The organism is Rhodococcus sp. TAF43, from assembly GCF_052113525.1.
In the GTDB taxonomy this organism is placed as follows: Bacteria; Actinomycetota; Actinomycetes; order Mycobacteriales; family Mycobacteriaceae; genus Prescottella.
The window spans coordinates 1-23,609 of record NZ_JBFRDL010000004.1 but is presented as its reverse complement, the minus strand read 5'-3'; the positions used below and the strand labels follow the sequence as shown (position 1 = coordinate 23,609).

Annotated in this window: 19 protein-coding genes and 2 pseudogenes; 10 read left to right on the top strand and 11 right to left on the bottom strand. The window is 64.9% G+C overall.

Annotation, left to right across the window (positions count from 1 at the left end):
* Positions 1–27 precede the first annotated feature (27 nt).
* Positions 28–1,194 carry a 3-hydroxy-9,10-secoandrosta-1,3,5(10)-triene-9,17-dione monooxygenase oxygenase subunit gene (gene hsaA, locus AB4Z09_RS04300; RefSeq protein WP_114723163.1) on the bottom strand — a complete coding sequence of 389 codons (1,167 nt, stop codon included), beginning with the start codon at positions 1,192–1,194 and terminating at the stop codon, positions 28–30.
* Between the two features lie 301 nt (positions 1,195–1,495).
* On the opposite strand from hsaA, the gene AB4Z09_RS04295 reads away from it, so the two are divergent.
* The 5 genes and pseudogenes from AB4Z09_RS04295 to AB4Z09_RS04275 all read left to right on the top strand — a co-directional run bounded on the left by AB4Z09_RS04295 (position 1,496) and on the right by AB4Z09_RS04275 (position 5,339).
* Positions 1,496–2,656, top strand: a complete 1,161-nt coding sequence (locus AB4Z09_RS04295; protein ID WP_114723164.1) for a Rieske 2Fe-2S domain-containing protein — start codon at positions 1,496–1,498, stop codon at positions 2,654–2,656.
* Positions 2,637–2,900 (top strand): hypothetical protein, encoded by a 264-nt coding sequence (locus tag AB4Z09_RS04290; RefSeq protein ID WP_114723165.1) that lies wholly within the window; start codon positions 2,637–2,639, stop codon positions 2,898–2,900. The genes AB4Z09_RS04295 and AB4Z09_RS04290 overlap by 20 nt, the downstream gene beginning before the upstream one ends.
* A 44-nt stretch (positions 2,901–2,944) precedes the next feature.
* Positions 2,945–3,616: pseudogene (locus AB4Z09_RS04285) on the top strand (SDR family NAD(P)-dependent oxidoreductase); the annotation flags it as partial.
* Positions 3,617–3,677: 61 nt separating this feature from the next.
* Entirely contained in the window at positions 3,678–4,571 is an 894-nt protein-coding gene (locus AB4Z09_RS04280) for a nuclear transport factor 2 family protein (RefSeq protein WP_442239227.1), read from the top strand.
* Positions 4,572–4,640: 69 nt separating this feature from the next.
* Entirely contained in the window at positions 4,641–5,339 is a 699-nt protein-coding gene (locus AB4Z09_RS04275) for a hypothetical protein (protein ID WP_442239226.1), read from the top strand.
* A gap of 213 nt (positions 5,340–5,552) precedes the next feature.
* Here the strand turns inward: AB4Z09_RS04275 and AB4Z09_RS04270 are convergent, their stop codons facing one another.
* The 4 genes from AB4Z09_RS04270 to AB4Z09_RS04255 all read right to left on the bottom strand — a co-directional run bounded on the left by AB4Z09_RS04270 (position 5,553) and on the right by AB4Z09_RS04255 (position 10,987).
* Entirely contained in the window at positions 5,553–6,869 is a 1,317-nt protein-coding gene (locus AB4Z09_RS04270) for an MFS transporter (RefSeq protein WP_442239225.1), read from the bottom strand.
* 13 nt (positions 6,870–6,882) lie between these two features.
* The gene (locus AB4Z09_RS04265) at positions 6,883–7,773 is read right to left on the bottom strand and encodes an alpha/beta fold hydrolase (RefSeq protein WP_442239224.1); all 891 of its coding nucleotides are present in this window, start codon (positions 7,771–7,773) and stop codon (positions 6,883–6,885) included.
* 100 nt (positions 7,774–7,873) lie between these two features.
* Positions 7,874–9,427 (bottom strand): long-chain-fatty-acid--CoA ligase, encoded by a 1,554-nt coding sequence (locus AB4Z09_RS04260; RefSeq protein WP_442239223.1) that lies wholly within the window; start codon positions 9,425–9,427, stop codon positions 7,874–7,876.
* 564 nt (positions 9,428–9,991) lie between these two features.
* The gene (locus AB4Z09_RS04255; RefSeq protein WP_442239222.1) at positions 9,992–10,987 is read right to left on the bottom strand and encodes an AraC family transcriptional regulator; all 996 of its coding nucleotides are present in this window, start codon (positions 10,985–10,987) and stop codon (positions 9,992–9,994) included.
* Positions 10,988–11,557: 570 nt separating this feature from the next.
* On the opposite strand from AB4Z09_RS04255, the gene AB4Z09_RS04250 reads away from it, so the two are divergent.
* Complete coding sequence (locus AB4Z09_RS04250) at positions 11,558–12,445, top strand: TauD/TfdA dioxygenase family protein (protein ID WP_114723173.1); 888 nt, start codon at positions 11,558–11,560, stop codon at positions 12,443–12,445.
* Positions 12,446–12,528: 83 nt separating this feature from the next.
* Complete coding sequence (locus AB4Z09_RS04245; protein WP_114723174.1) at positions 12,529–13,119, top strand: hypothetical protein; 591 nt, start codon at positions 12,529–12,531, stop codon at positions 13,117–13,119.
* Between the two features lie 556 nt (positions 13,120–13,675).
* Here AB4Z09_RS04245 and AB4Z09_RS04240 read toward each other — a convergent pair.
* Positions 13,676–14,234 (bottom strand): annotated as a pseudogene (locus AB4Z09_RS04240) (class I SAM-dependent methyltransferase).
* 173 nt (positions 14,235–14,407) lie between these two features.
* The gene (locus AB4Z09_RS04235; RefSeq protein ID WP_114723176.1) at positions 14,408–15,223 is read right to left on the bottom strand and encodes a DUF72 domain-containing protein; all 816 of its coding nucleotides are present in this window, start codon (positions 15,221–15,223) and stop codon (positions 14,408–14,410) included.
* A gap of 123 nt (positions 15,224–15,346) precedes the next feature.
* Between AB4Z09_RS04235 and AB4Z09_RS04230 the strand changes: the two genes are divergently transcribed.
* Entirely contained in the window at positions 15,347–16,555 is a 1,209-nt protein-coding gene (locus AB4Z09_RS04230; RefSeq protein WP_442239221.1) for an alpha/beta hydrolase, read from the top strand.
* Positions 16,556–16,630: 75 nt separating this feature from the next.
* Here the strand turns inward: AB4Z09_RS04230 and bphC are convergent, their stop codons facing one another.
* The 4 genes from bphC to AB4Z09_RS04210 form a co-directional block, all read right to left on the bottom strand.
* Positions 16,631–17,536 (bottom strand): biphenyl-2,3-diol 1,2-dioxygenase, encoded by a 906-nt coding sequence (bphC, locus tag AB4Z09_RS04225; RefSeq protein WP_442239220.1) that lies wholly within the window; start codon positions 17,534–17,536, stop codon positions 16,631–16,633.
* 40 nt (positions 17,537–17,576) lie between these two features.
* On the bottom strand, positions 17,577–18,749 hold the full coding sequence (locus tag AB4Z09_RS04220) for a hydroxylase (protein ID WP_442239219.1): 1,173 nt from the start codon (positions 18,747–18,749) through the stop codon (positions 17,577–17,579).
* A 412-nt stretch (positions 18,750–19,161) separates the two neighbouring features.
* The gene (locus AB4Z09_RS04215) at positions 19,162–20,862 is read right to left on the bottom strand and encodes an FAD-binding protein (protein ID WP_442239218.1); all 1,701 of its coding nucleotides are present in this window, start codon (positions 20,860–20,862) and stop codon (positions 19,162–19,164) included.
* A gap of 10 nt (positions 20,863–20,872) precedes the next feature.
* Entirely contained in the window at positions 20,873–21,739 is an 867-nt protein-coding gene (locus AB4Z09_RS04210; RefSeq protein WP_114723181.1) for an alpha/beta fold hydrolase, read from the bottom strand.
* Positions 21,740–21,988: 249 nt separating this feature from the next.
* Between AB4Z09_RS04210 and AB4Z09_RS04205 the strand changes: the two genes are divergently transcribed.
* Both AB4Z09_RS04205 and AB4Z09_RS04200 read left to right on the top strand, forming a co-directional pair.
* On the top strand, positions 21,989–22,540 hold the full coding sequence (locus AB4Z09_RS04205) for a flavin reductase family protein (RefSeq protein ID WP_114723182.1): 552 nt from the start codon (positions 21,989–21,991) through the stop codon (positions 22,538–22,540).
* Between the two features lie 105 nt (positions 22,541–22,645).
* The coding region (locus AB4Z09_RS04200; RefSeq protein WP_442239217.1) for an IS481 family transposase at positions 22,646–23,609 on the top strand (964 nt) is incomplete at its 3' end.

Below are 23,609 nucleotides of genomic sequence, written 5' to 3'. Positions count from 1 at the left end.
ATTCGGCCCTGAGGTGACCCGGTCCGGCTAGACCAGGTTGTCCTCGACCGGCAATCCGAACGCGCCCCTGCCGTACATGGCGAGGGCGCGTTCGGCGTCGTTGGCCACGTGCACGCTGCCGGCGTGGGCGTCGCGCCACGCGCGCTCGATCGGATTGCCCCGGGTCAGCGAGTTGCCGCCGGCGGTCTTGAACAGCAGGTCGATCGCCTCGAGGGCCCGCTCGGTGCCGCGGACCTGATCGCGCCGGACCCGCAGCCGCATGCTCATCGGCAGCGGCTCCCCCGCCTCCGCGAGCTCGAGCAGTTCGCGGATGTTGCGGTCCATCTGCAGGATCGCCGCGTCGATCTCCGACGATGCCCGGGCGACCGCGACCTGAGCGAACTGGTCCTCGGCGAACCGTCCGCCGCCGAGGCTCAGGCGGACCCGGTCGCGCATCGCCGACAGGTAGGTCTCGTAGCACCCCGCGACGGTGCCGATCACCGGCGCGGCGACCGTGCTGGTGAAGATCGCCGCGAACGGGAGCTTGAACAGCGGCGCCGCGTTGACCTTGTGGCCGGGGGCACGCAGCTGCGCGGCCTCGTAGTTGCGCAGCGTCCGGTGCTCGGGCACGAACGCCCTCTCCACCGTGATCTCGTTACTCGCGGTTCCGCGCAGGCCGACGACGTCCCACACGTCCTTGATTCGGTAGTCGGTCCGCGGCACCACGACGGTCATGAAGTCGACGGGCCGCCCCTCGGCACCGACGACCAACGCGCCCAGCAGCGCCCACGACGCGTGGTCGCAGCCCGACGAGAACCGCCAGCTCCCCGACAGCTCGTAGCCGCCTTCCACCGGAATCAGTTCCCCGACCGGCGCATACGCCGACGACACGAGCGTGGTGCTGTCCTGACCCCACACCTCGTCCTGGACGCGGACGTCGAACAGGCCCAGATGCCACGGGTGCACCCCCAGCACCGACGTCACCCACCCGGTGGACCCGCACACCCCGGAGATGGCCCGCACCACTTCGTAGAACTCGACCGGGCTGCACTCGGTTCCGCCGTAGCGGGCCGGCTGCAGCATCCGGAAGACGCCGGCGGCCGTCAGGTCGCGGATCGACTGGTCGGACACGCGGCGCGATTCGTCGACAGTCTGTGCGCGCTCGGCGATGGCGGGCAGCAACTCGCGAACCGACCGCAGAACCTCGTGGGCCATGGGGTGCTCCTCGACGACCCCGGGCGGGGTCGGATGTCGGGACAGGGGGTACCCGCATGGTAGGGCGAGATTCCTCTTGTCCGTTTCGCGGGAGTCTCCATTGGGGTTCCGGCGGCCTCGAGACTTCCGGTCCGGACGGTCCCGCCCAGTGGGACTCCCGGATGCCGGGTGATCCGTCTCACCTAGCGTGACCCTCAATGCCACAGGTGCATCCTCCGCCAGGAACCGATGCCCCGCGGCCAGCGCTCGATTTTCGAACGCGTCTGAACTCGAATTGCATTTCCCTGAAAGGACGGACGAAGTGACCCTCAATCAGTCCGAAGAAGCCGAAGTCCGCGAGATCGTCGCCGGTGCCGCCCCCACGCGCTTCGCCCGTGGGTGGCACTGCCTGGGCCTGTCCGAGTCGTTCAAGGACGGAAAGCCGCACTCGGTCCACGCGTTCGGCACCAAGCTGGTTGTGTTCGCCGACAGCAAGGGCGAGCTGAACATTCTCGACGCGTACTGCCGTCACATGGGTGGCGACCTGAGCCAGGGCGAGATCAAGGGCGACTCCGTGGCGTGCCCGTTCCACGACTGGCGCTGGAACGGCAAGGGCCGTTGCACCGACATTCCTTACGCTCGCCGTGTCCCCCCGGTCGCCAAGACCCGCGCGTGGCACACCCTCGACCAGGACGGCATGCTGTTCGTCTGGCACGACCCCGAGGGCAAGGCGCCGTCCGAGACGGACATGTACATCCCGCGTATCGAGGGTGCGCTCAGCGACGAGTGGTCCGACTGGGTCTGGTACACCACCGAGGTCGACACCAACTGCCGCGAGATCGTCGACAACATCGTCGACATGGCGCACTTCTTCTACGTGCACTACTCGTTCCCGACGTTCTTCAAGAACGTCTTCGAGGGACAGGTGGCGAGCCAGTTCATGCGTGGCCAGGCCCGCGAGGACATGCGTCCGCACGCGAGCGGTCAGCCGAAGATGCTGGGCAGCCGCTCCGACGCGTCGTACTTCGGTCCGTCGTTCATGATCGACGACCTGACCTACCAGTACGAGGGCTACGACGTCGACTCCGTCCTCATCAACTGCCACTACCCGGTCAGCCCCGACAAGTTCGTGCTGATGTACGGCATCATCGTCAAGAAGTCGGACCGCTTCCAGGGCGACGCCGCCGACGAGATGGCCAAGGGCTTCGGCACGTTCATCGCCAAGGGCTTCGAGCAGGACATCGAGATCTGGAAGAACAAGACCCGCATCGAGAACCCGCTCCTGTGCGAGGAGGACGGCCCGGTCTACCAGCTGCGCCGCTGGTACGACCAGTTCTACGTGGACCGCGCGGACATTCAGCCCGAGATGGTCGAGCGCTTCGAGCACGAGATGGACACCACCAAGGCCGTCGCCGCCTGGCGCAAGGAAGTCGAAGCGAACATCGAGGAGAAGGCACGCGAGAATGCAGCCGCTGGAGTGTGACCGCTGCGGGGCCTGCGTACAGGTCCAGAAGCACAGCTGGGAGCACACCGCGGTGCAGTGGAACGAGGCCGCCCAGGAGGCGTGCCAGGAGATCCACACCGGGGTGGGCCGTGAGGGCCGCCCGGGCGCACCGGTCATGCGTTGCGAGGCGCTGAGCGCGGCGATCCAGGTCGCCGCGCTCGACGGCCGCCTCGCCATCACCGACGAGTCTCCCGTCCCCACCCCACAGGTCGCCGACCACTGAGCCACTTCACTCGCCGTCATCTCTCTCGACGAAAAGGATCGTTCATGATCGACAAGAACCAGTACGGCCCGTGGGCCGTCATCGCCGGCGGCTCCGAGGGTGTCGGCGCAGGTTTCGCCGACGAGCTCGCGCAGGCCGGCCTGAACCTCGTGCTCATCGCCCGCAAGCCGGGCCCGCTCGAGGAGACCGCGGAGAAGGTCCGCTCGCACGGTGTCGAGGTTCGTACCCTCGCGCTGGATCTGCTCGCCGACGACGCGATGGACCAGATCCGCAAGGTCACCGACGACGTCGAGGTGGGCCTGCTGATCTTCAACGCCGGCGCCAACAGCTACGGCCACGAGTTCGTCACCGGCGACCTCGACGGGTTCAACCGGGTGATCAACCTCAACATCACCAAGCAGCTGGAGCTGTCGCACCACTTCGGCGCGAAGATGAAGGACCGCGGTCGCGGCGGCATCATGCTGCTCGGCTCGCTGGCCGGCTACATGGGCTCCGAGCACCAGAGCATCTACGCGTCGTCGAAGGCGTTCAGTCGCGTGTTCGCCGAGAGCCTGTGGCTCGAGCTGGCGCCGTTCAACGTCCACGTCGTGGAGTTCATCCTGGGCGTCACCCGCACTCCCGCAATGATTCGCGCCGGACTCAACTTCGACATCCCCGGCATGCTCGTCCAGGAGCCCGAGGACGCGGCCCGCGAGGGCCTCGAGCACCTCACCGACACCGAAAGGTCGCAGCCACAGCTGTATTCGCACCTGCCACCCGAGCCTGGAGGGAACGTCGATGGACCTGAAGTTGCTACTGGCCGAGCGGGAGATCGCCCGCGCCGTCATCCGTTTCGCTCGCGCAATGGACGACCGCGACTGGCCGGTCCTGCACGAGATCATGCTGCCCGACGCGACCGCGGAACTCGGCACCGGAACTCTCCACGGCCCCGGCGGAGTGGAGGCCTCGATCCGCTCGTTCCTCGACGACTGCGGCCCCACCCAGCACCTGCTGGGCAACATGCTCATCGACGTGGACCTCGCAGCCGGCACGGCCACCAGCCGGACCTACGTGACCGACCTGCACCTCGGTGTCGGCGACAAGCAGGGCCTGAGCTTCTCCACCCTCGGCGACTACCACGACGAGTGGCGGCTGACCGACGGCGCGTGGCGAATGAGCCACCGCACCAAGCACATGCGCGGCGCCCAGGGCGACATCAGCGTCCTCGGTGCCGGGCCCGGTCACTGGGACGGCGGGCGGTCGCCCGTGGACCCGCGTACCGCGGCCGCGGACATCGAGGCGATCAAGCAGCTCAAGGCCGGCTACTTCCGGCTCATGGACACGAAGGACTGGGACGGTCTGGCCGCGGTCTTCATCCCCGACGCCGAGATCGACATGACCGAAACCGGCGGTGGGATCACCCATTCCGTCGACGAGTACATGCCGTTCCTGCGGGCCAGCATCGAGAACGCCGCGACCGTCCACCACGGCCACACCCCCGAGATCACCCTCACCTCCCCCACCACCGCGACCGGGACGTGGGCGATGGAGGACAGGCTGTGGTGGCCTGACGGCACCCCGGTGCGCAGCCTCCACGGCTACGGGCACTACGTCGAGGAGTACCGGAAGACGGAGGCGGGCTGGAAGATCGGTGCGATGCGCCTGACCCGGCTGCGGACCGACACGGCGTAACGCTCGACCGATTTGCCCGATACCGTCTGCACAGGCGACCGGAACTCCGGTGCGCAACGGGGAGGGAACATGTCGAGGTATCGGGTCGCCGTGCTGGGGATCATCACACTGCTGGGCATCGCCGGATGCGGAACCACGGACGCGACTCCCCCTGCGGGTGGGGCCGATCTGCGGGCAAGTCTGCTGCCCGACGCGTCGGAACTTCCCGCGGGGGCGGTAACCCAACCGCTGCCCGGCGAGGAGGAGATGGTGCTCAACCTCGAGCTCGACGCCCCGAGCACCGGCACCGGGCTGGAAACGACGCCGACGTTCGATCCGCCCGGGTGCGAGGCCCAGAACATCTACTCGGACGGGGCTCGGATCGGGTTGATCGAGAACGGCTCCGCCACCGGCGCGCTTCTCGGGGATGAACGCGCCTACATCATGCTGGTCAGTGAGACCGACCTGGATGTGCAGCGAATAGCGAACGCCCACACTGGAACCTGCTCGACCTACATGGTCACCTACGACGACCCCCGCGCATCGGCCCGTACAGTGCGTACCGAGCGACTCGACCTCCCGCCGGCTCTCGCGGCGGAGGACGCCGTCGTCCTGTCCGAGGTCACCGACCCCGACAACCCGAACTGGACCGACGACGAAATACTCCTGGGATACGCGGCCGTCGACGGATACACCGTGATGGTCCTCGGATACCAGGGCAAGGACTCGCGCGCCGAGTTCGACGACGTGTTCACGCGGGTCGTCGAGAAGGTTCGCCGGCGGTCCTGAGTCCCTTACGTGGAACGCCCACAGCAAGATTCGCGACTCCACGTATTCCGACATCACTCTTCCAACCGGGGCCTGGCGAGGCGGGGTCGTCCGGCGCCGTGACGCACTGTGCGATCGGCGTGATCAACGCGGACGACCTCGACAGTATCGAACTCTCGCGGCGTCACACTGCGACAGTGCTCGCTATACCAGCAGCTTCGGTGGGCCAGGTGTTCAAGGGATTGACGTGTTCGCCGTCAGTGCAGTGAGCTTGCGCAAGCCTGCCGGGTAGAGACGCTTGCCGGCGACCAGTGCGACGATCGCGCCGAGGTAGACCAGCGGGGAGAGTTGCAGAGCCCCGAGCAGCCCGAGATGATCGGCAAGGACACCGACGACGAATGGCCCCAGTGCCATGCCCAGCAGGTTGTAGGCAACGGCGAGAGTACCCATTGCAGAGGCTCGGACAGAAGAGTGCGTGAGGTTCGCTACCATCGCCGCGGACGGTCCGGACGCCCCGCCGGAGAAGAAGGCGCCGATTCCGATCAGGACCATCTGCGCGGCCCCGGTACCGACGCGAAATCCTATCGTCAAGAATACGAGCGACATTACGCAGAAGGCGATGGCGGCGGTCCACTTGCGGCTCGTGTCGGTACGACCGACCCGGTCAGTGATGATGCCGCAGATCACCATGCCACTGCCCACGAGCAACACGAAGAGTGACGCCATCAGCCCGGCTTCGGCCGGAGCAAGGCCGTAGTAGCGGTTGAAGAAGCTCGGGAGCCAAGACAGCAACACTCCGGCGGTGAACAGATGAAGTCCGCCACCGATGTAGGCGCACAAGACGGCCGGATTGGTAAACAGACTCGACACCGGGGCGCGGTAACCCACCGGCGGCGCAGCAGCGACCGCGGACACGTCATCGGCGGCGTGCTGGRCCAGCTTGTGGTCGGTGATCAGGGCACGGTAGAGCGCGACCAAGATCAGACCGAAGACAGCCATACCAGCGAACGACCAGCGCCAACTCAAGTGGACGGCGATGACACCACCGAATGCGACACCGATCACCGACCCGAACGATCCGCCGGCCAGAAAGGCCCCGCTGAGAGTGGCGTGCAGTCGGGGCGCGAAGACGCTGAGCACGACGGCGATACCGACGCTCGAATAGGCGGCCTCACCGACTCCGACGAGGAAGCGGGCGCCGAGCATCTGTTCGTAACTGGTGGCCAGCGCGCACAACAGGGTGGCGACGCTCCACAGAACAGCCATGAGGATCAGGCTCTTGACTCGACCCCACCGGTCTGCCAGCAAGGACAACGGCAGGGTGAGCAGGCCGACCATTAGCGCCACGACGCTGGAGAGCGAGGCAAGCTGGGAATCAGACAGCGCCCATTCGGTTTTCAAGAACGGGAAGACTGCACTGAGAACCTGTCGGGACATATAGTCCGAGAGCAGCAGTCCGAAGGTCAGGGCGAACACTATCCACGGATACCTGCTCGACCGGGCAACTGGTGTGTCAGCCGGGTCTTCACTGGAAGTGGTGGGTAGCACCATGTGTGCTCCTAATCTAATGACCGGATRCAGTCGAGGGCATGTCCTGGCAAGAATCACCGGCCGCGTCGGACAACGAACTGCCGAGCTGCSCGCGAAGGAACGGCAGCACAATTTCGTTGACCTTCTCGGGCTCATCCAGCCAGGGCCAGTGCCCGGTCCCCGGCACGATTTCGACCCGCGCGCCTGGGAAACTCTGCAACTGCTGGCGGGCGAGATCGGAGGGAACGAACGGATCGTCCTCGCMCCAGACGACTAGGGCGGGAGTAGTCAGGTCGCGCAGCGGGCCTGTCAGCGCCCTCTCGAGCGCAGCAAGATCGAGGGAACGGTACATCTGCAGCACTGCTCGCTTGGTCCCGCTGGGAGCCATGTGGCCCACAATTTGCTCCAGCCACTGATCGGGCAACGCGGGATTCTTGCGGCGAATAATTGATCGGTTGATCCGGGGCCTCAGCATCAGCTGCACCAGTTCGCCCGCAATCGCTGTACGCCACAGGCGCGCAAGACCATGCCAATGCGACTCCCGGTTGATGCCGGTATCGATGAGGGTGATACTCGCGACCTGCTCCGGATGGTTGATTGCCCAGGTCAGGCCCCATGGACCTCCGAAATCGTGTAGGACGAGATGTGCACGCTCGACGCCCAACTGATCGATGATTCCACCAAGATGCGCTGCCTGGGAGGGCACGGTGTAGTCCTGGTCCGCACGCTGCTCTGCATCGCCGAAGCCCGGCATATCGGGCGCAATCACTCGTGCAAAGTCGGCGACCTTCGTCAGTAGTGGGGCCCAGTCGTTGCTTGCCCCTGGATTACCGTGCACGAAGACCACAGCCTCATCGGAGTCGGATCTGTTAGTTACGACCGGTGAGCGAACGTCTCGGACAACGATTTGCAATTCGTCAAGCATGGCTTGCTCCTAAATGGTTTTCTGACCGAACCGGTAGCGATCGGAATGGCGCTGCGACTAGGCGCCCACCGCAGGCCGGCCGGCACGCATTTGTTCGGCTTCAGGCGAGGCTGCGCTTGAGGATCTTTCCGGTGGCGGTCATCGGCAATGACGCGACAAACTCGACCAGACGCGGGTACTTGTAGGCGGCCATCTGCGTCTTGGTCCAGTCGATCAACTGCCCTTCGGAGATTTCGGCATCCTTGTCGAGGATGACGAACGCCTTGACCTCCTCGCCGTGACTTTCGTGCGGTACGCCGACCACTGCCGCCAGGGAGACGGCCTCGTGCGCCATGAGCACTTCCTCGATCTCTCGCGGGTACACGTTGAACCCACCGCGGAGGATCATGTCCTTTGCCCGGTCGACAATGTAGTAGAAGCCGTCCTCGTCGCGGCGGGCGAGATCCCCGCTGCGGAACCAGCCGTCGCACATCACCTCTTCGGTTGCCGCGGGCCGGTTGTAGTATCCCTTCATCACGTTGTGTCCACGAATTGCAATCTCTCCCACTGAATTTGATTCGGCCACAGTGTTCCATTGCTCATCCACCAGGCGGACCTGCACGCCCCATACCGGCGTGCCGATGGACCCGGGTCGCGGATCCCGCTCGGAGTCGCTGAACACCGCCAGCGGTGACGTCTCCGAGAGCCCGTAACCTTCGAGGATCTGAACTCCGAATCGTTCGTTGAACTGCTTGAGAATCTCGACCGGCATCRACGCCCCGCCCGAGATCGCCCTGCGAAGATTCTTGGCGATCCGTTCGACATCGATCCCGTCGTCGAGCGTATCGATGGCCTCGAGCAAACCCCAGTACATGGTCGGTACGCCCGCAAAGACGGTCACGTCCTGTTCGTTCATGATCCGCAGTGCGGACTGAGCGTCGAACCGCGGCAACAAGATCAACGTCGCGGCCATCGAGAACGCCGAATTCATGTTCACGGTCTGACCGAAGGTGTGGAAGAGCGGTAGGGCCGTCAGGTGCTTGTCGTGCCGGCTGGGCCGCGAGTCGAACAGTCGGTTAGCCGTCAGCGCATTCAGCACCATGTTCGAGTGTGTCAGCTCGGCGCCTTTGGGCTGGCCGGTGGTGCCGCTGGTGTACAGGACCACCGCGGTGTCGGTGGCCTCGCACAGCAGACTCTCGAACTCGCTGGGCTGATCCACGAGCGCTTGCGCCAGCTGGGCAATGCCCTCGGCGGTAGGCGCTCGGTCTGCGCCAACGACGAACAGGTGCTCGCAGGTCGGGGCGTCTTCGTAGCCCTCCCGGGCAAACTCGGCAATCGGCAGGTCCGATGTACCCTCGAAGCAAAAGTACGCTTTGGCGTCCGAATCGGCTAAGTGATAGGCGATCTCACGGCCCTTGAGCAGAATATTCAGTGGCACCACGACCGCGCCGGCCTTGAGGATTCCGTAGTAGAGAATCGGAAACCATGGCACGTTCGGGAGAGAAAGTGCCACCTTGTCGCCTGGCCGGATCCCGCTCGAGACGAGAAGGTTGGCTACCTGGTTCGAGACGGCATCCACCTGGGCATAGGTGAACCGCTGTTCGCCCTGGACGAGCGCGTCACGGTCCGGATACCGACGAGCGGAATCCTCCAGGAGCATGGACAGATTGAGCATGTGGCTTCTCTCTCAGTTTCGTGGTGCGGTCGTAGCGAACGCAGTGCTGGATCGGAACATGTTGTGGCGTCCAATAATTCGGCAGAATCAGCAGGCCGCAGAGCCAGCTCATGTATCGCGGCCAGCGGCGGATCTGCGGGTTCACCGTTTCCCCGGGGGCATAACCGCGCCGGTCGACCGAACTAGTCGACCGAGCCTTCACAAGCCCCCACCCGAATTGACCCGACATCGGAAAGCGGAGTCCCGTGAACCCACCGGATCACCGCAGACACCATGTGTTCGACGGCACTTAATGCCGCAGTTATGTTGCACATCACGCTATAGGGACTGCGCCACATTCGATTGACGCTGCGTTACGGCTGGATTGACATACTGTTGCACTGCGTCTGCCGCCAAGCGCTCTCCGCTGATCGGACGCTCCGGGCACCGGCCTAAGCCCCCATCACCCGAGGACCGCCGACCATTCGGACCCCTCGACCGTGAATGTGCAGTGCCCGCCGCGACCGGTGATGCACTCAGTGGTCCCGCGCCGACAGTGCACAGGCCCGACGACCAACACCTGCTCTAAAGTGCAGCCCTCCAGGCCGTTGGACTGGACCCGAACTCGGTTCGAAACCAGCGCGAGAACGCAGATAGTTCGGAAAACCCAAGCAGACCAGCAACATCCGTTAGGGAACGCGTCCGCTGTGTGACATATATCCGAGCCAAATCCACCCGGGTGGTATTGAGGATCTCCGAGAATGATGTGTTCGATCTGGCAAGAAGCCGATGGACCGTGACGCGGTTGACTCCCAGCGTCTTCGCGACATGCTGCAGCGAGCACCGCCCCGTCGGCAGCGTGGTTTCGATCAGTTCACGAATGCGGTCGAGATCGTCGACGGGTCGCGGGCTGGCGATCGTGTCGATATACTCCTTCGCGAACGGCTGAAATGAAGGGTCGAACAGGCTATTGGGGATATCGAGATCGCCAGCGTAGAACCCGAAGCCATTGAAATTCTCGCCAAATCGGATCGAATTTCCCAAGGTACGGCGGTGAAGCGTCAGGGCGTCCGGTGCGTCGTGCATAAAACAAACGGTTGCCGGTGTCCAACGGCCTCCGGAAACGATCTTGATCAGCCGAAGAAGTGCCCCTACGATCATCTCGGAGAACTGCCGCGAGGCGCTGGCAGGGACTATGTCGAAGTCAAGCCTAACCTTTACGAGGTCATCAGTTTCAGCTATCCGAACGTTGATAGCCTCGCTGCGTAGGTGCTGATAGCGACTGAGCATCATCAGCACACTGCGCATATCCGGTTCGCCCTGCGCGGCTACACTGATCGGGCCCAGATTGGAGAACTTTCGGTTCTCGGCCAGGCGCAATCCGAAACCTTCGAGACCGGTTGCGACCGCAGAGATCTCGAGGAGTCGGGCGGCGGCGTCGATGGCGATCCACTGATTCGGCATGGCCAGGTCGGCTACCTGGAGCCCGACAGACCTGAGCAACGGAAGTGGGTCGACTTCCCGAGAACGAATGAGCTCCAGGTATCCCGTCAGCGTTGCGTTACGGACAAGCCGGGTCATCGAAGCCTCCTTTCGATTGCCTTCGAGCGTCCGTCAGCTTGGCCGGCATCACCCGGCAGATGCCTTTGGCGGTCGGCTCGAGGGCGAGATCCCATTCCAATACTGCTCGGTCGGGATCCACAGCAGCTTCACCATCCTCGACACCGGACCACGCTCGTGCCCCGCTCCTACCCTACATTCGACCGGGCGTATAGCGGCTCCGGCCAACAGGATTGGAAACCCAGATACCCGCCTCCCCGCGGAAGTTGCAGGACAGGCGGGTAGCAATTGTCGCCGCCGCAACGGGTGCGGGAGCGCACGGAAACCGAATCCGATATCCGATGCGCCGGTAGGGCGTTCACGTAGCCCCTCCCCCATCGGTAACCCTGCGGGCGGAGCAATAGCGCGTCAAGCAAGGTGCAACGTGAGGTCAATTTCCTGCCGGGACTGGGCGCTAGAGTTTCGACATCTGACGGTGCGGATCCATGCTTCACCGGACCGCAAATGAAGAGCACCCAACGAGCGAACCTGTCGCCCTCCGGCCGAGCTGGCCGAGTACCCCTCTCCCCCGAAATCAAAGGAGTGACACCCATGCACGCCGTTCAAATCGAGGAGCCATCGCAAGCCGGGAATTCCTTGATCAAGGTGAAGCAACTGACCCGACATATCGGGGCCGAACTGCTCGACATACAGATTCCTGACATCACCCGCGATGATGCCCTCTTCGCCGAGGTGAAGTCGCTTCTCCTGAAGCACAAAGTGCTATTTCTCCGAAACCAGGAAATGACACGCATCCAACACGTGGCCTTCGCCAAGAAGTTCGGACCGCTGGAAGATGGCCACCCAAACACCGACGATGATTCCGGTGTTGTTCTCCTGTATAAGGATACGTCGAGCGAGGGCCACTACGAGAATTCCTACCACAGCGATACGAGTTGGCGGGAGAGCCCCTCAATGGCGTCCGTACTGCGTTGTGTGGAACCGGCTGAAATTGGTGGCGACACCATTTGGGTCAACATGGTCGAGGCATACCGCGAACTTCCGGATCACGTCAAGGATCAGGTCAAATCCTTGCGTGCCCGGCACAGCTTCGAGGCAGTCTTCGGCGCCTCGAAGCCGATAGAAGTACGGCACGAACTGAAAGAGAGCTTCCCCGATGCCGAGCATCCGGTGGTTCGCACGCATCCTGAGACGGGGGAAGAGATCCTCTATGTGAATGTTTTCACGACGCACATTACCAACTTCCACACCCCGGACCGAGTGCGTTACGGCGCCGATTACTCGCCCGGCGCGAGCGATTTGCTCAACCATCTGAAGAGTCGGGCAGCGATCCCCGAGTACCAGGTCCGCTGGACCTGGACGAAGGATTGCGTCGCGATTTGGGACAACCGATCTACGCAGCATTACGCGGTTCAGGACTACTGGCCGGCCGTCCGGAAAATGGAGCGCGCGACGATCGCGGGCGACAGGCCATTCTGAAATATCCCCTACCGACATATGCGCTTCGGGGCTTGCCCTCGAAAAGCCCACGCCCCAATTTCAGATCCTGAAAGGAAACAGTGATGAGTAGATTCGACGTCACCGAGACGAATATCGCGGTCGCGCAGCTGATCGAGCGGACCGTCAACCCGCGGCACCTTTACCTGCTGCATGCTTACAACCGGCACCGCAACCTGGAGGTCGCCGGTCGCTGGGAGGAAATCTTCGCGCCCGACATGATGGTCGAGGAACCCGTCTACAATTTCAACACTTTCGGTCGCACGATCAGGCTCGAGGGCGCCGACGCGATCAAGAGTGTCTACAGCGAATGGGCTGGCACCGGGGAGTGCATCTTTTACGTCGAAGACGAGAAGATCGCTGTCGGCGACAATCTGATCTGTACCGACTTTGTTCTCTACCAGCAGACTCCAGGAGCCGCGCTCGTGGCGGAGGGCATCGATGTCGACCCGCAGGCCACGTACCTGATGAAGAATCGGCAGTACATGAACTGGCCCTACGACGACCAGGGTCGACTCATCGGTGAGGATGTGTGGGAGGTCGACCCATCCACACGCGAGTACATCCGACTCGACCCGTCCGAGGTGCTCACCTGTGCACAGTCGGCACCCCTACTCGAACACTTGATCAAGCCACTTCCGGCGCGCCCCTTCTAGGAAGTTCCTCAGCGGCAAAGGGTTGGTCCAGGAGTTCGCGGTGATTCACCGACAGCCCTGTCCGACCTCGACCGCCACCGCGGCCCGGCGGCGATCTCCTGGTCACCGCTGGGCCGCTCCAGCACAGCCTTATGTACCGCGGAGGTCTGGGTCTAGGCATTCGGTCTCGCCGCCGAAATCGTCGCATCGCAGTCCGCATTCGACATCGGCGGGTTCGGACCCTCTGACTGCGGACTCATACGCCAGCAATCCTCCGTGTTCGCCGACGCTCACGAATCCCTGAACCTGATGCAGCCATCTCAGCTCACCCGAGACGGTTCAACAGTGCAATCGCGTCGAACGTCCAGTCACGACTTGACTTTCGCACACTACGCGTGGCGCTTCTCGGAGTCGATTATCTTTGGCGGTTCCGGCACTAGGTTGCCGCGCTGATGGCGTGCGGCTGACGTTCGGTTGCTGTGTCACGAGGGGGAATGGACATGCGCGAGGTGGAACTATCGGCGGGACCTATCGAGTACGAAGACACCGGTGGCGATGGTCCGGTCCTGATGTTCATTCACGGATTGATCATGGACGGTTCGGTGTGGCGGAACGTTGTCGCCGAACTACGCGACCGGTACCGATGCATCGTTCCCACCTGGCCGTTGGGCGGGCACCGGAAGCAGATGCACCCTGAAGAAGCTGACCGCGGCGATCTCGGATTTCCTGGAAGCAACGCGTACCTGACGCCGCCACAGGACGGTTGGAAGGCCAGGTAGTGGATATCCGAACATGTGTCCCGCACGCGGAACTTTTCTGCCAATACCCGGTAAACGTCGTCGACATTTCGAAGCAGATACCCGGACGTGACGCTATCGAACGCCTCGTCCGGGAACGGCAGGTCGTTGGCGTCGGCAACTTGCCACGAGATGGCATCGCCGATTGCTCTGGTAGCCGCGGCGGCAAGCATGCGCTCCGAGAAGTCTGCAGCGGTGATCGCGGCGTGCGGATACAAAGACCGCGCGGCGAGAGCGATCTCACCAGTGCCGGTGTCGCCCCAAGGTCATCACGCGATTCATCCGGTCGTAGTACTCCGCGACGGAATCGAAAGTTTCCTTGACACCGGACTTATCCATCGGACCCCATCTCGTGGGAAGGCTGCGTCCGTACATCCGGATCGCTCGGTTGATTCCACTTCACTGGATTTACTTCGACTCCTGTCAACTTACGACAAGCCGGACACGACGCGCCGATCGCCTGTATCTCGTTCACCGCGCGACAGTGCCCGGATCGGACGTAGCCGTCCCGGTTACCCGAGACGGTCCAACAGTGCCATCGCATCGAACGGCGCGTAGCCCTTCATGTCGTTGTCGAAGTACACGAACGCGTCCCTGCCGTCCTGCTGCCACCCGCGCACCTTCTCGGCCCATCCGTCGAGGGCCTCGTCGGTGTAACCGCTCGCGTACAGCTCGGCGTCGCCGTGCAACCGCGCGTAGGCGAAATCGGCGGTCGTCTCGTCGATCCGCGGGTACTTCCCGGCCGTGTCGGCGAGGACCAGTGCGACGCCGTGCTCTCGGGCGATCGTCACCACCTGGGGCACGGCGAAACTCGCGTGCCGCACCTCGAGCGCGTGCCGGATGGGACGCTCGGCGTCGGTGACGACCAGGACCCGGTCGTCGGACAGCTTGTCGTCGCGGCGCTCCGCGAGGGCGCAGGCGGCGGTGGTGGTCCGCGGCAGCAGCGCGAGGAACGCGTCGAGCCGGTCGGCGTCGAACTGCATGTTCGGAGGCAGCTGCCAGAGGATCGGACCGAGCTTGTCGCGCAGTGCCAGGACCCCCGCCGCGAAGAAGTTGGCCAGCGGGATCTCGACGTCGAGCAGCCTGCGTACGTGCGTGATGTAGCGGCCACCCTTGACCGCGAACACGAAGCCGTCAGGCGTCTCGTCCCGCCACTTCGCGAAGCTGGACGGCTTCTGCAACGCGTAGAACGACCCGTTGATCTCGATCGACGTCAGGTGCGCGGAGGCGTACGCCAGCTCCTCGCGATGTACGAGTCCCTCGGGATAGAAGCCACCGCGCCACCCCGGGTACACCCACCCGGAGATGCCCACGCGGACGTCCGCCATGCCGCCGGAGTGTAGACCGGTCGAGCGAGGTCCGACGCCCGGTTCTGCGTAACTCGGGGACGCGTGTCGGTGCGGCGGAGTACCGTCAGATCGCTCTATCCATGACTTTTGGGGGTTTTCTCGATGTGGGGTTCCGAACCGACGTGCGCACCGGCGCGCAGGCTTCGACGCGGGTTGCTCGGCCTGTCGCTCGCCGCACTGGTGGCGCTGCCGCTGGCGGGTGAGGCCGCGGCGGCACCCGGGAGCAGCGGAAGCAGCGGAAGCTCCGAGGACTCGGGCAGCGCCGGCAGCCTGGGCAGCGCCAGCAACACGGGGAGCGCGGCGACCGCCGGCAGCTCGACCGGCAGCGGAGAAAACGGGGGCAGCGTCAGCGCCGGATCGGTCATCCCCGGCCCGCTCCAGAACGAACGGCCGCCGCTACCGCCGCTGCGCGACGACATCACCGTCGCCGCCATCGTGGGTGAGGAGCAGAAGACCGAGCAGATGGTCCGCTTCACGGTGGCCTCGCCCGCGCTGCGCCGCGAAGTCGGTGTGGAAGTGCTTCTCCCCAAGGACAACTCGGTGCCGCGACCGTCGATCTACGCGCTCGAGGGCGTCGACGCGGGTGAGGACACCAGCGGGTGGGCCACCATCGGCGGGGCACCGGCATTCTTCGCGGACAAGAACGTCAACGTCGTGATGATCAACGGCGGCGTGTCCGGCCTGTACACCGACTGGGACCGGGTCGATTCGGGTGTCGGCCTGCACAAGTGGGAAACGTTCATCACCGAGGAGCTGCCGCCGCTGCTGGACACGCGCCTGCGCACCAACGGCGACAAGTCGCTGCTCGGCATCTCGATGGGCTCGCAGGGCGCGATGATGCTCGCGCATCGGAATCCCGGGATGTACCGCGGCATCGCGGTGTTCAGCGGGTGCTACTCGACGACGGACGACCTGGGCCGGGTCAGCGTGCAGGCGACGGTGTCGTCGCGCGGCGGAGACCCGGGCAACCTGTGGGGCGAGGTCGGCGGTCCCGAGTGGGCCGCCCACGACACGGTCCGCAACGCGGAGCAACTGCGCGGCATGGACATCTACGTCTCGGTGTCGACCGGCATCCCGGGTAAGTACGAGGAACTCGGCTCCCCCGACTTCGTCGACCGGGTGTTCATCGGCGGTCCTATGGAGGCCGTCGCGAACGCCTGCACCCACCGGCTCGACGCCCGGCTCGACAAGCTGAAGATCCCCGCCACCTTCGACTACGAGGCCGTCGGCATCCACGGATGGTCGTACTGGCGGGACCGGTTGCCCAAGGCGTGGCCGACGCTGGCGCGCTCACTCGACCTCCCCGCCTGACACCGCACCGTCGAACGACGAAAGGGCCCCGCACGGACGAATCCGTGCGGGGCCCTACCCGTCGCTACCGGACGATCATGCCTTGGGGATGAACGCCTTCAGCGGCTCCGAGGCCGACCAGTCGTGGCCCCAGTAGCTGTCCGCCGTGATTTCCTCGGCGGTGTAGAAGGTCTCGTCGACCGCCATGCCCTCGGTACCGAACTCGAGGTCCCAGCCGCCGGGTGCGCGCACGTAGAACGACACCATCTTGTCGTTCGTGTGGCGACCCAGGGTCGAGGAGATCGTGAAGCCGTTCTTCGCGACACGGTCCAGCGCCTGGCCGACGGCGTCGAGGGTGTCGACCTCCGTCATCAGGTGCACCAGGCCGGGCTCGTCGGTCGGCGGTGCCGGGCACAGCGCCAGGCTGTGGTGGCGCTCGTTGACACCGAGGAAGCGGACGCGTGAGACGCCGTCCGCGAGCCGGATGGCACCGCGCGGGAGGAAGCCGAGCACCTCGGTGTAGAAGGCGTACGACTCCGCGAACTTCGCGGTCGGCAGTACGACGTGGCCGAGGCCCTGCGTGCCGGTGACCCACTTGCCGCCGTGCGGCGTGACGACCGGGCTGTGGTCGAGAACCGGACCGAAGAAGACCTCGATGCGGGTGCCGGCCGGGTCGTCGAACGCGATGACCTTCTCGGCGTCGCGGTAGATGGACTCTTCGTGCGAGAGAACCTCGACCTCGATGCCGGACTTCTCGACAGCTTCCTGGACGCGCTGCAGAGCGAACTCGTCACGCACCTCCCAGCCGACCGCGAGCGCCTTGTCGGACTCGCCCGGCAGGACGGCCAAGCGCGCATGGCGCTCGTCGACCCGCAGGTACAGGCCATCCTCTTCGGGCCCCGTGCCGATTGCCATGCCGAGGCCGTCGACGAGCAGTTCACGCCAACGAGCGATGTCCTGAGTCTGGATCCTGAGGTAACCGAGACCCCGAATTTCCGTCATATCAATCCGTCCCTGAGTAAGGAATGCAGGTGGGTTCGAACTAGATCATCGAGCGGTGAACGCCCTGCGGCTCACCACCGAGCTGGGTCAGTGCCGAGGCGTGGTTGATCGAGCCGGGCACGTGGATCGCGTGGGTCAGGCCGACGTGCGCGTCACGCCAGAAGCGCTGCAGCGGAAGCGTCACCTTCATCGCACCGCCGCCGGCGCGCGCGAAGATCTCGTCCAGCGCGCTCACGGCACGCCACGCAGCGTTGGTCTGGGTGCGGCGGCCGATCGCACGCTCCTCGAAGGTGACCTCCTGGCCCTTCTCCGTCTTGTCCCAGAAGCGATCGACGGTCTCGAGGATCGACACGCGCGCAGCGTTGATCTCGTCGGCGGCCTGACCGATGGCGTAGAGGACGTACGGGTCCTCCTTGATCGGGACACCGGTGACCGCGACACGCTCCTTCTGCGCGTTGATGTACAGCGCGAGACCGCCCTGGCACATGCCGATCAGCGACGAGGAGATGCCGAGCGGGAAGATGCACGAGAACGGGAACTTGTACAGCGTCTCGTCACGGCCGGCGTGCTTGGCACCGTTGCCGCTGAGGACGATCTCGGAGTCGATCGTGCGGTACTCGGGGATGAAGGCGTCCTTGACGGTGAAGTCCTTCGAACCGGTGCCACGGAGGCCGACGACGTTCCAGCTGTCGTGGTCGACGGTGTAGTCCGCCTTCGGAACCAGCACATGCAGGATCTTGCCGGTGGGAACACCCTTCTGGTCACCGACGAGAGCACCGATCATGACCCACTCGCAGTGGTCGTTGCCGGTGGAGAACGACCAGCGGCCGTTCAGGATGTAGCCGCCGTCGACCGGCACCGCGACACCCATGGGCGCGTAGGGCGACGCGATCCAGGTGTCGACGTCCTCGCCCCAGACCTCCTGCTGCGCCTTGGGATCGAAGAACGCCATCTCCCACGGGTGGACGCCGACGATGCCGGAGACCCAGCCGGTCGAGCCGTCGACGGCGCCCAGGGCCATCGCCGTCTCGGCGAACTCACGCGGGTGCGCCTCGAGGCCGCCGAACTCCTTCGGCTGCAGCATCCGGATGACGCCGGCGTCGCGCACACGCTTCGCGTTGCCGTCCGACAGGCGCATCAGCTTCTCGCCCTCGATGCCACCCTCGCGGATCTCGTCCGCGAACTGCATGATGTTGTCCAAAACCTGACCCATAGCTATCAGCTCTCTCTCTGCGATCCCACGGCGACGCGGGGCAATTCTTAGCGGCAGACCTACTGCGGTCTAGAGCAATTGGTCTACCTGTCCTCCGGCAAGCTCGGGCGACCGGCCTCGACGAAAATCGCGGTTCGGATGCGCCGTGGCGCTTGGCATGCTCGTCGGCATGCTCGAGGAAGCTGGGGTGAGCACCGGCGCGGCCCATCGTCGGCGACAGACGATCGAGCATCGCGCCCTCCTGGTGCGAGTGGGGACCAACGCTCTTCGACCGCGCTGATCGTGTAGGTGGAACGGTCCCAGGAACGGCGTCTGGAGAACAAAACATCTCCCGCTCAGCGGGACTGGAATTCGGCCACGTCAGAGCCTGTTTCCCAGTCCCGGTGAGTGATCACTCGGGACCCTGTGCGTGCTACTTCGTGTCGGACGCGGCGGTGCGGTCCGAGGCGGTATCGGCGACGTGGTTTGCGGCCACGTAACCGAACACCATCGAGGGGCCGATCGTCGCGCCGGCACCGGCGTACTCGTTGCCCATGACGGACGCGGACGTGTTGCCCGTCGCGTACAGGCCGTCGATGACCGAGCCGTCCTCGCGCAGCACGCGAGCCTCGGCGTCGGTGACCAGACCACCCTTGGTGCCGAGGTCGCCGGCCTCGATGCGGACCGCGTAGAAGGGGCCCTTGACGATCTCGTCCATCGCCGGGTTCTTCATCGTCGGATCGCCGTAGTACTGGTCGTACGCGCTGTCGCCGCGACCGAACTCCTCGTCCTTGCCGGTGCGGGCGTAGCCGTTGAACCGGTCGACGGTCTCGAGCAGGTTCTGCGCCGGGACGCCGATCTTGCCGGCCAGCTCGCTCAGCGAGTTCGCCTTGTGCACGATGCCCTTGTCGTAGAAGCCCTGCGGGAACGGAGCACCGGGCAGCACCTGCGCGAACGGGTACCGCGAACGAGCCTTGCTGTCCATGATGAAGTACGCCGGGACGTGTCCCCCGTCGAGCTGGTCGTGCACGAAGTTCACGTACGGCGACGACTCGTTGGTGAAGCGCTTGCCGTCCTGGTTGACGATGACGGCCGGCGGGATGGACCGCTCGGACACCAGTGGGATCACCGCACCCATCGGGTGCATGACCGACGGCATCCACCATGCATCGTCCATGAGATCGACGGCGGCACCGAGCTTCTGGCCCGCGCAGATGCCGTCACCGACGTTCTCGCGTGCACCGGCGCTGATGTTCGGGGCGCCGTGCTCGGGCAGGTACTGCGCGCGCATCTCGTTGTTGTGGTCGAAACCGCCGGTGGCGAGCAGGACACCCTTGCGGGCGCCGATCCGCACCAGCTTGCCCTCGCGCTCCGCGGTGATGCCGACGACGGCACCCTTCGAGTCGACGATGAGTTCCTTCATCGACGTCTGCAGCCACAGCGGGACGCCGGCGTCCTTGAGCGCCATGCGCATACGGGCGACGAGCGCGCGGCCACCGGTCGCCATGTGGCGGCGACGGATGACGTTCGACGACACACGCCACGCCGCGATGAGCGATGCCCGGCGTCCACGCCACGTGCGCTTGACCATCGCCAGGTCGCGGTAGTCCTTCGACGTGATCCACAGGCCGAGCGGGCCCTTGAGGCTGTTGGGACGCTGGTACTTCTCGTCCTCGCCGAGCTTGCGGGTGTCGAACGGCGTGCACTCGGTGGTGCGGCCGAGGGGGCGTCCGCCCTCCTCCTCGGGGTGGTAGTCCGAGTAGCCCTTCACCCAGTAGAACTCGATGTGAGGGCTGCGCTCGAGCAGTTCCATCATCGGCGGGCCGTTGTCGACGTAGGCGTCGAGACGCTCGTCGGACACCTTGCCGTCGGTGACGACGTCGAGGTAGCGACGGACCGACTCACGGGAGTCGCCGGCACCCTTGCGCACCAGCACGGGCGCGTTGGGGATCCAGATGCCACCACCGGAGATCGCGGTGGAGCCGCCGTAGGTCTTGCCCTTGTCGATGATCAGGGCCGACATACCGCGATCCGCCGCGGTGATGCCGGCAGCCATGCCACCGCCGCCACTACCGACGATCAGGAAATCGACGACAGTGTCGAAGCTCTCGGTGCCGGCTTTCTTGTCTGCCATTGGGTTTCGCCTACTTCTCGTCACGCAGAAGGAAGGCCAGGACCGTCGAGACCCAAGCGTCGCGCGCCTCGATCATGGTCCAGTGGCCACAGTTGGGGAACACGTGGAATTCCGCGTTCGGGATGTCGCGCATCGGCAGCAGGCCCATGTCGACCGGGCTCACGCGGTCGTCACGACCCCAGGTGAGCAGGGTGGGGGCCTTGATCTTGCCGAACTGCGCCCAGTAGGGGGTGCCGTCGGCCTGCGCGTTCGCCGCAGCCATCGCCGCGAATGCCTTGGAGCTGTACATGCGGCGGGCGATCTCGAGGGTCTTGGGCTCGGTCGCGAGTGCCCAGCGCTCCTCGATGAGCTGCTCGGTCACGATCGCGGGGTCGTAGACCATGGACTGCAGCCAGCGGATGAGGCTCTCGCGGGTCGGGTTGTCCGTGAACTCCATGAGCAGCTTGATGCCCTCACCCGGGTTGGACGAGAGGACGTTCTTGCCCATGCCGCCGATCGAGACCAGCTTGTTGACACGCTCGGGCTGGGCGATCGCGATCCGGGTGGCGACGACACCACCCATCGAGTTGCCGATCATGTCGACGGCGCCCAGGCCGAGACCGTCGAGGAAGGTCGGCACGGCGTTGATCGCCTCGACCATCGGGTGGCCGTCGCACGGATCGGACACGCCGAATCCGGGGAACTCGAGCACGTAGCAGTGGAAGTGCTCCGCGAAGTCGGCGAGGACGCCGCGGTAGTTGCGCCAGCCCGTGACTCCCGGACCCGAACCGTGCAGCAGGAGCAGCGGCGGACCGTCGCCGGCCTCGTGGTATCGGAGCACACCCCCATCGGTGTGCAGCTCCCTCAGAGTTCCCTCGTAACTCAACTCAGCAGTCATCGTTGCCTCTGTCCCTCATGTGTCATCCGGGTCACAGCCCATTCGGGTGGCAGGCTGCCAGTCCGCGCCGAGGTGGGCCATATCTCATCCCGATGAGCGAGACCATAAGTTCCCTGTCTGCGCCCGTCAGGGGTGGTTCCGCTGACCGAGACAGCAGTTCAGGGCCACGAACGTGCCGCCATACGCTCGCCAACATCAAACTTCGGCGCGCTGGGCGCCGATCGATCACACCGAATCGGAGGTGGCCCCATGCCCACAGAGGTGATTGCACACGAGAGCTCGGTGGGAGCGCCGACTCCGGCCGACATGCGCCGCGTCATGGGCCAGTTCGCGACCGGCGTGACGATCGTGACGGGTCTCGACGACGACGGGCCGGTCGGGTTCGCCTGCCAGTCGTTCGCGTCGGTGTCGCTCGAGCCGCCGCTGATCCTGATCTGCGCGGACCATCGCGGCCGGGCGTGGCCGCGGATCCGTGAGACCGGCCGCTTCTGCGTCAACGTCCTGCACGAGGAGCAGTCCGACCTGTGCTCGCGCTTCGGTTCCAGCCGGGGCCGCAAGTACGAGGATCTCGACTGGGAGCTGTCGCGGTGGAACACGCCGTCGCTGCCGGACGTCCTGATGCGCGTCCACGCCGAGGTCGAGAACGTCCACGTCGCCGGCGACCACGACGTCATCGTCGCCCGCGTCCTCGAACTGGACACCGTCTGCGAGGAGCGCCCGATGGTGTTCTTCCGCGGCCAGTTCGGCATCGAGGGCCCCGCGCCGATCGCGATTCCCGATCCCGCGCAGGCGGCGCGCTAGATGTAGTTCCCAGGCAGGTTGTGAACGGCGCGGCATGACGACATAAGCGAGGACCTCCGGTATCGGTGTGGTTACCACACACACGCCGACTACCGAGAGGTCCTCGTGACACACGCTAACGCCTACTTGACCCCGCGTGGCCGATTGGCCCTCGCGAAGCTCGTCATCGAGACCGGGTGGAGCCTCCGCAGGGCCGCTGAACGCTTCCAGTGTTCACCGGCAACCGCCAAGAAATGGGTCGACCGCTACCGAGACGGTGACCGGTCGATGCAGGACCGATCCTCACGCCCGCACTCGTGCCCGCATCGGACCCCGACCCGCACCGAACGCCGGATCATCGGACTGCGCTTCACCCGCCGGTGGGGACCACACCGGATCGCATATCACCTGCACCTGGCGAAATCGACAGTCGAAGCAGTGCTGCGCCGCTACAAGATGCCGCGTCTGGCCCACCTCGACCAAGCCACAGGCCTGCCGGTGCGCCGCCAAACGCCGCACCGCTACGAACACGACCAGCCGGGCGAGATGATTCACGTCGACATCAAGAAACTCGGCCGGATTCCCGACGGTGGCGGTCACCGCAAACTCGGTCGCACCGAAGGACGCAAGAACCGCTCAGGGGCCGGCTACGCCTACCTGCACCACGCGGTCGACGACCATTCCCGGCTGGCGTACTCGGAGATCCTCTGCAACGAACGCAAAGAGACCGCCGCCGGGTTCTGGAACCGCGCCAACACCTTCTTCGCCGACCACGGGATCACCGTCAAAAGAGTGCTCACCGACAACGGATCCTGTTACCGGTCAAAAGCTTTCGCCACAGCACTCGGTCCGGACATCACACACAAACGAACACGCCCGTATCGGCCGCAGACCAACGGCAAGGTCGAACGATTCAACCGCACCCTCGCCGCCGAGTGGGCCTACGCACGAACCTACCGGTCCGACCAGACCCGCTCGGCGACCTACCAGCAATGGCTACACCACTACAATCACCACCGACCCCACACCGGGATCGGAGGCCAGTCACCGATCGACCGTGTCGGCGTCCACAACGTCCCCGGGAACTACA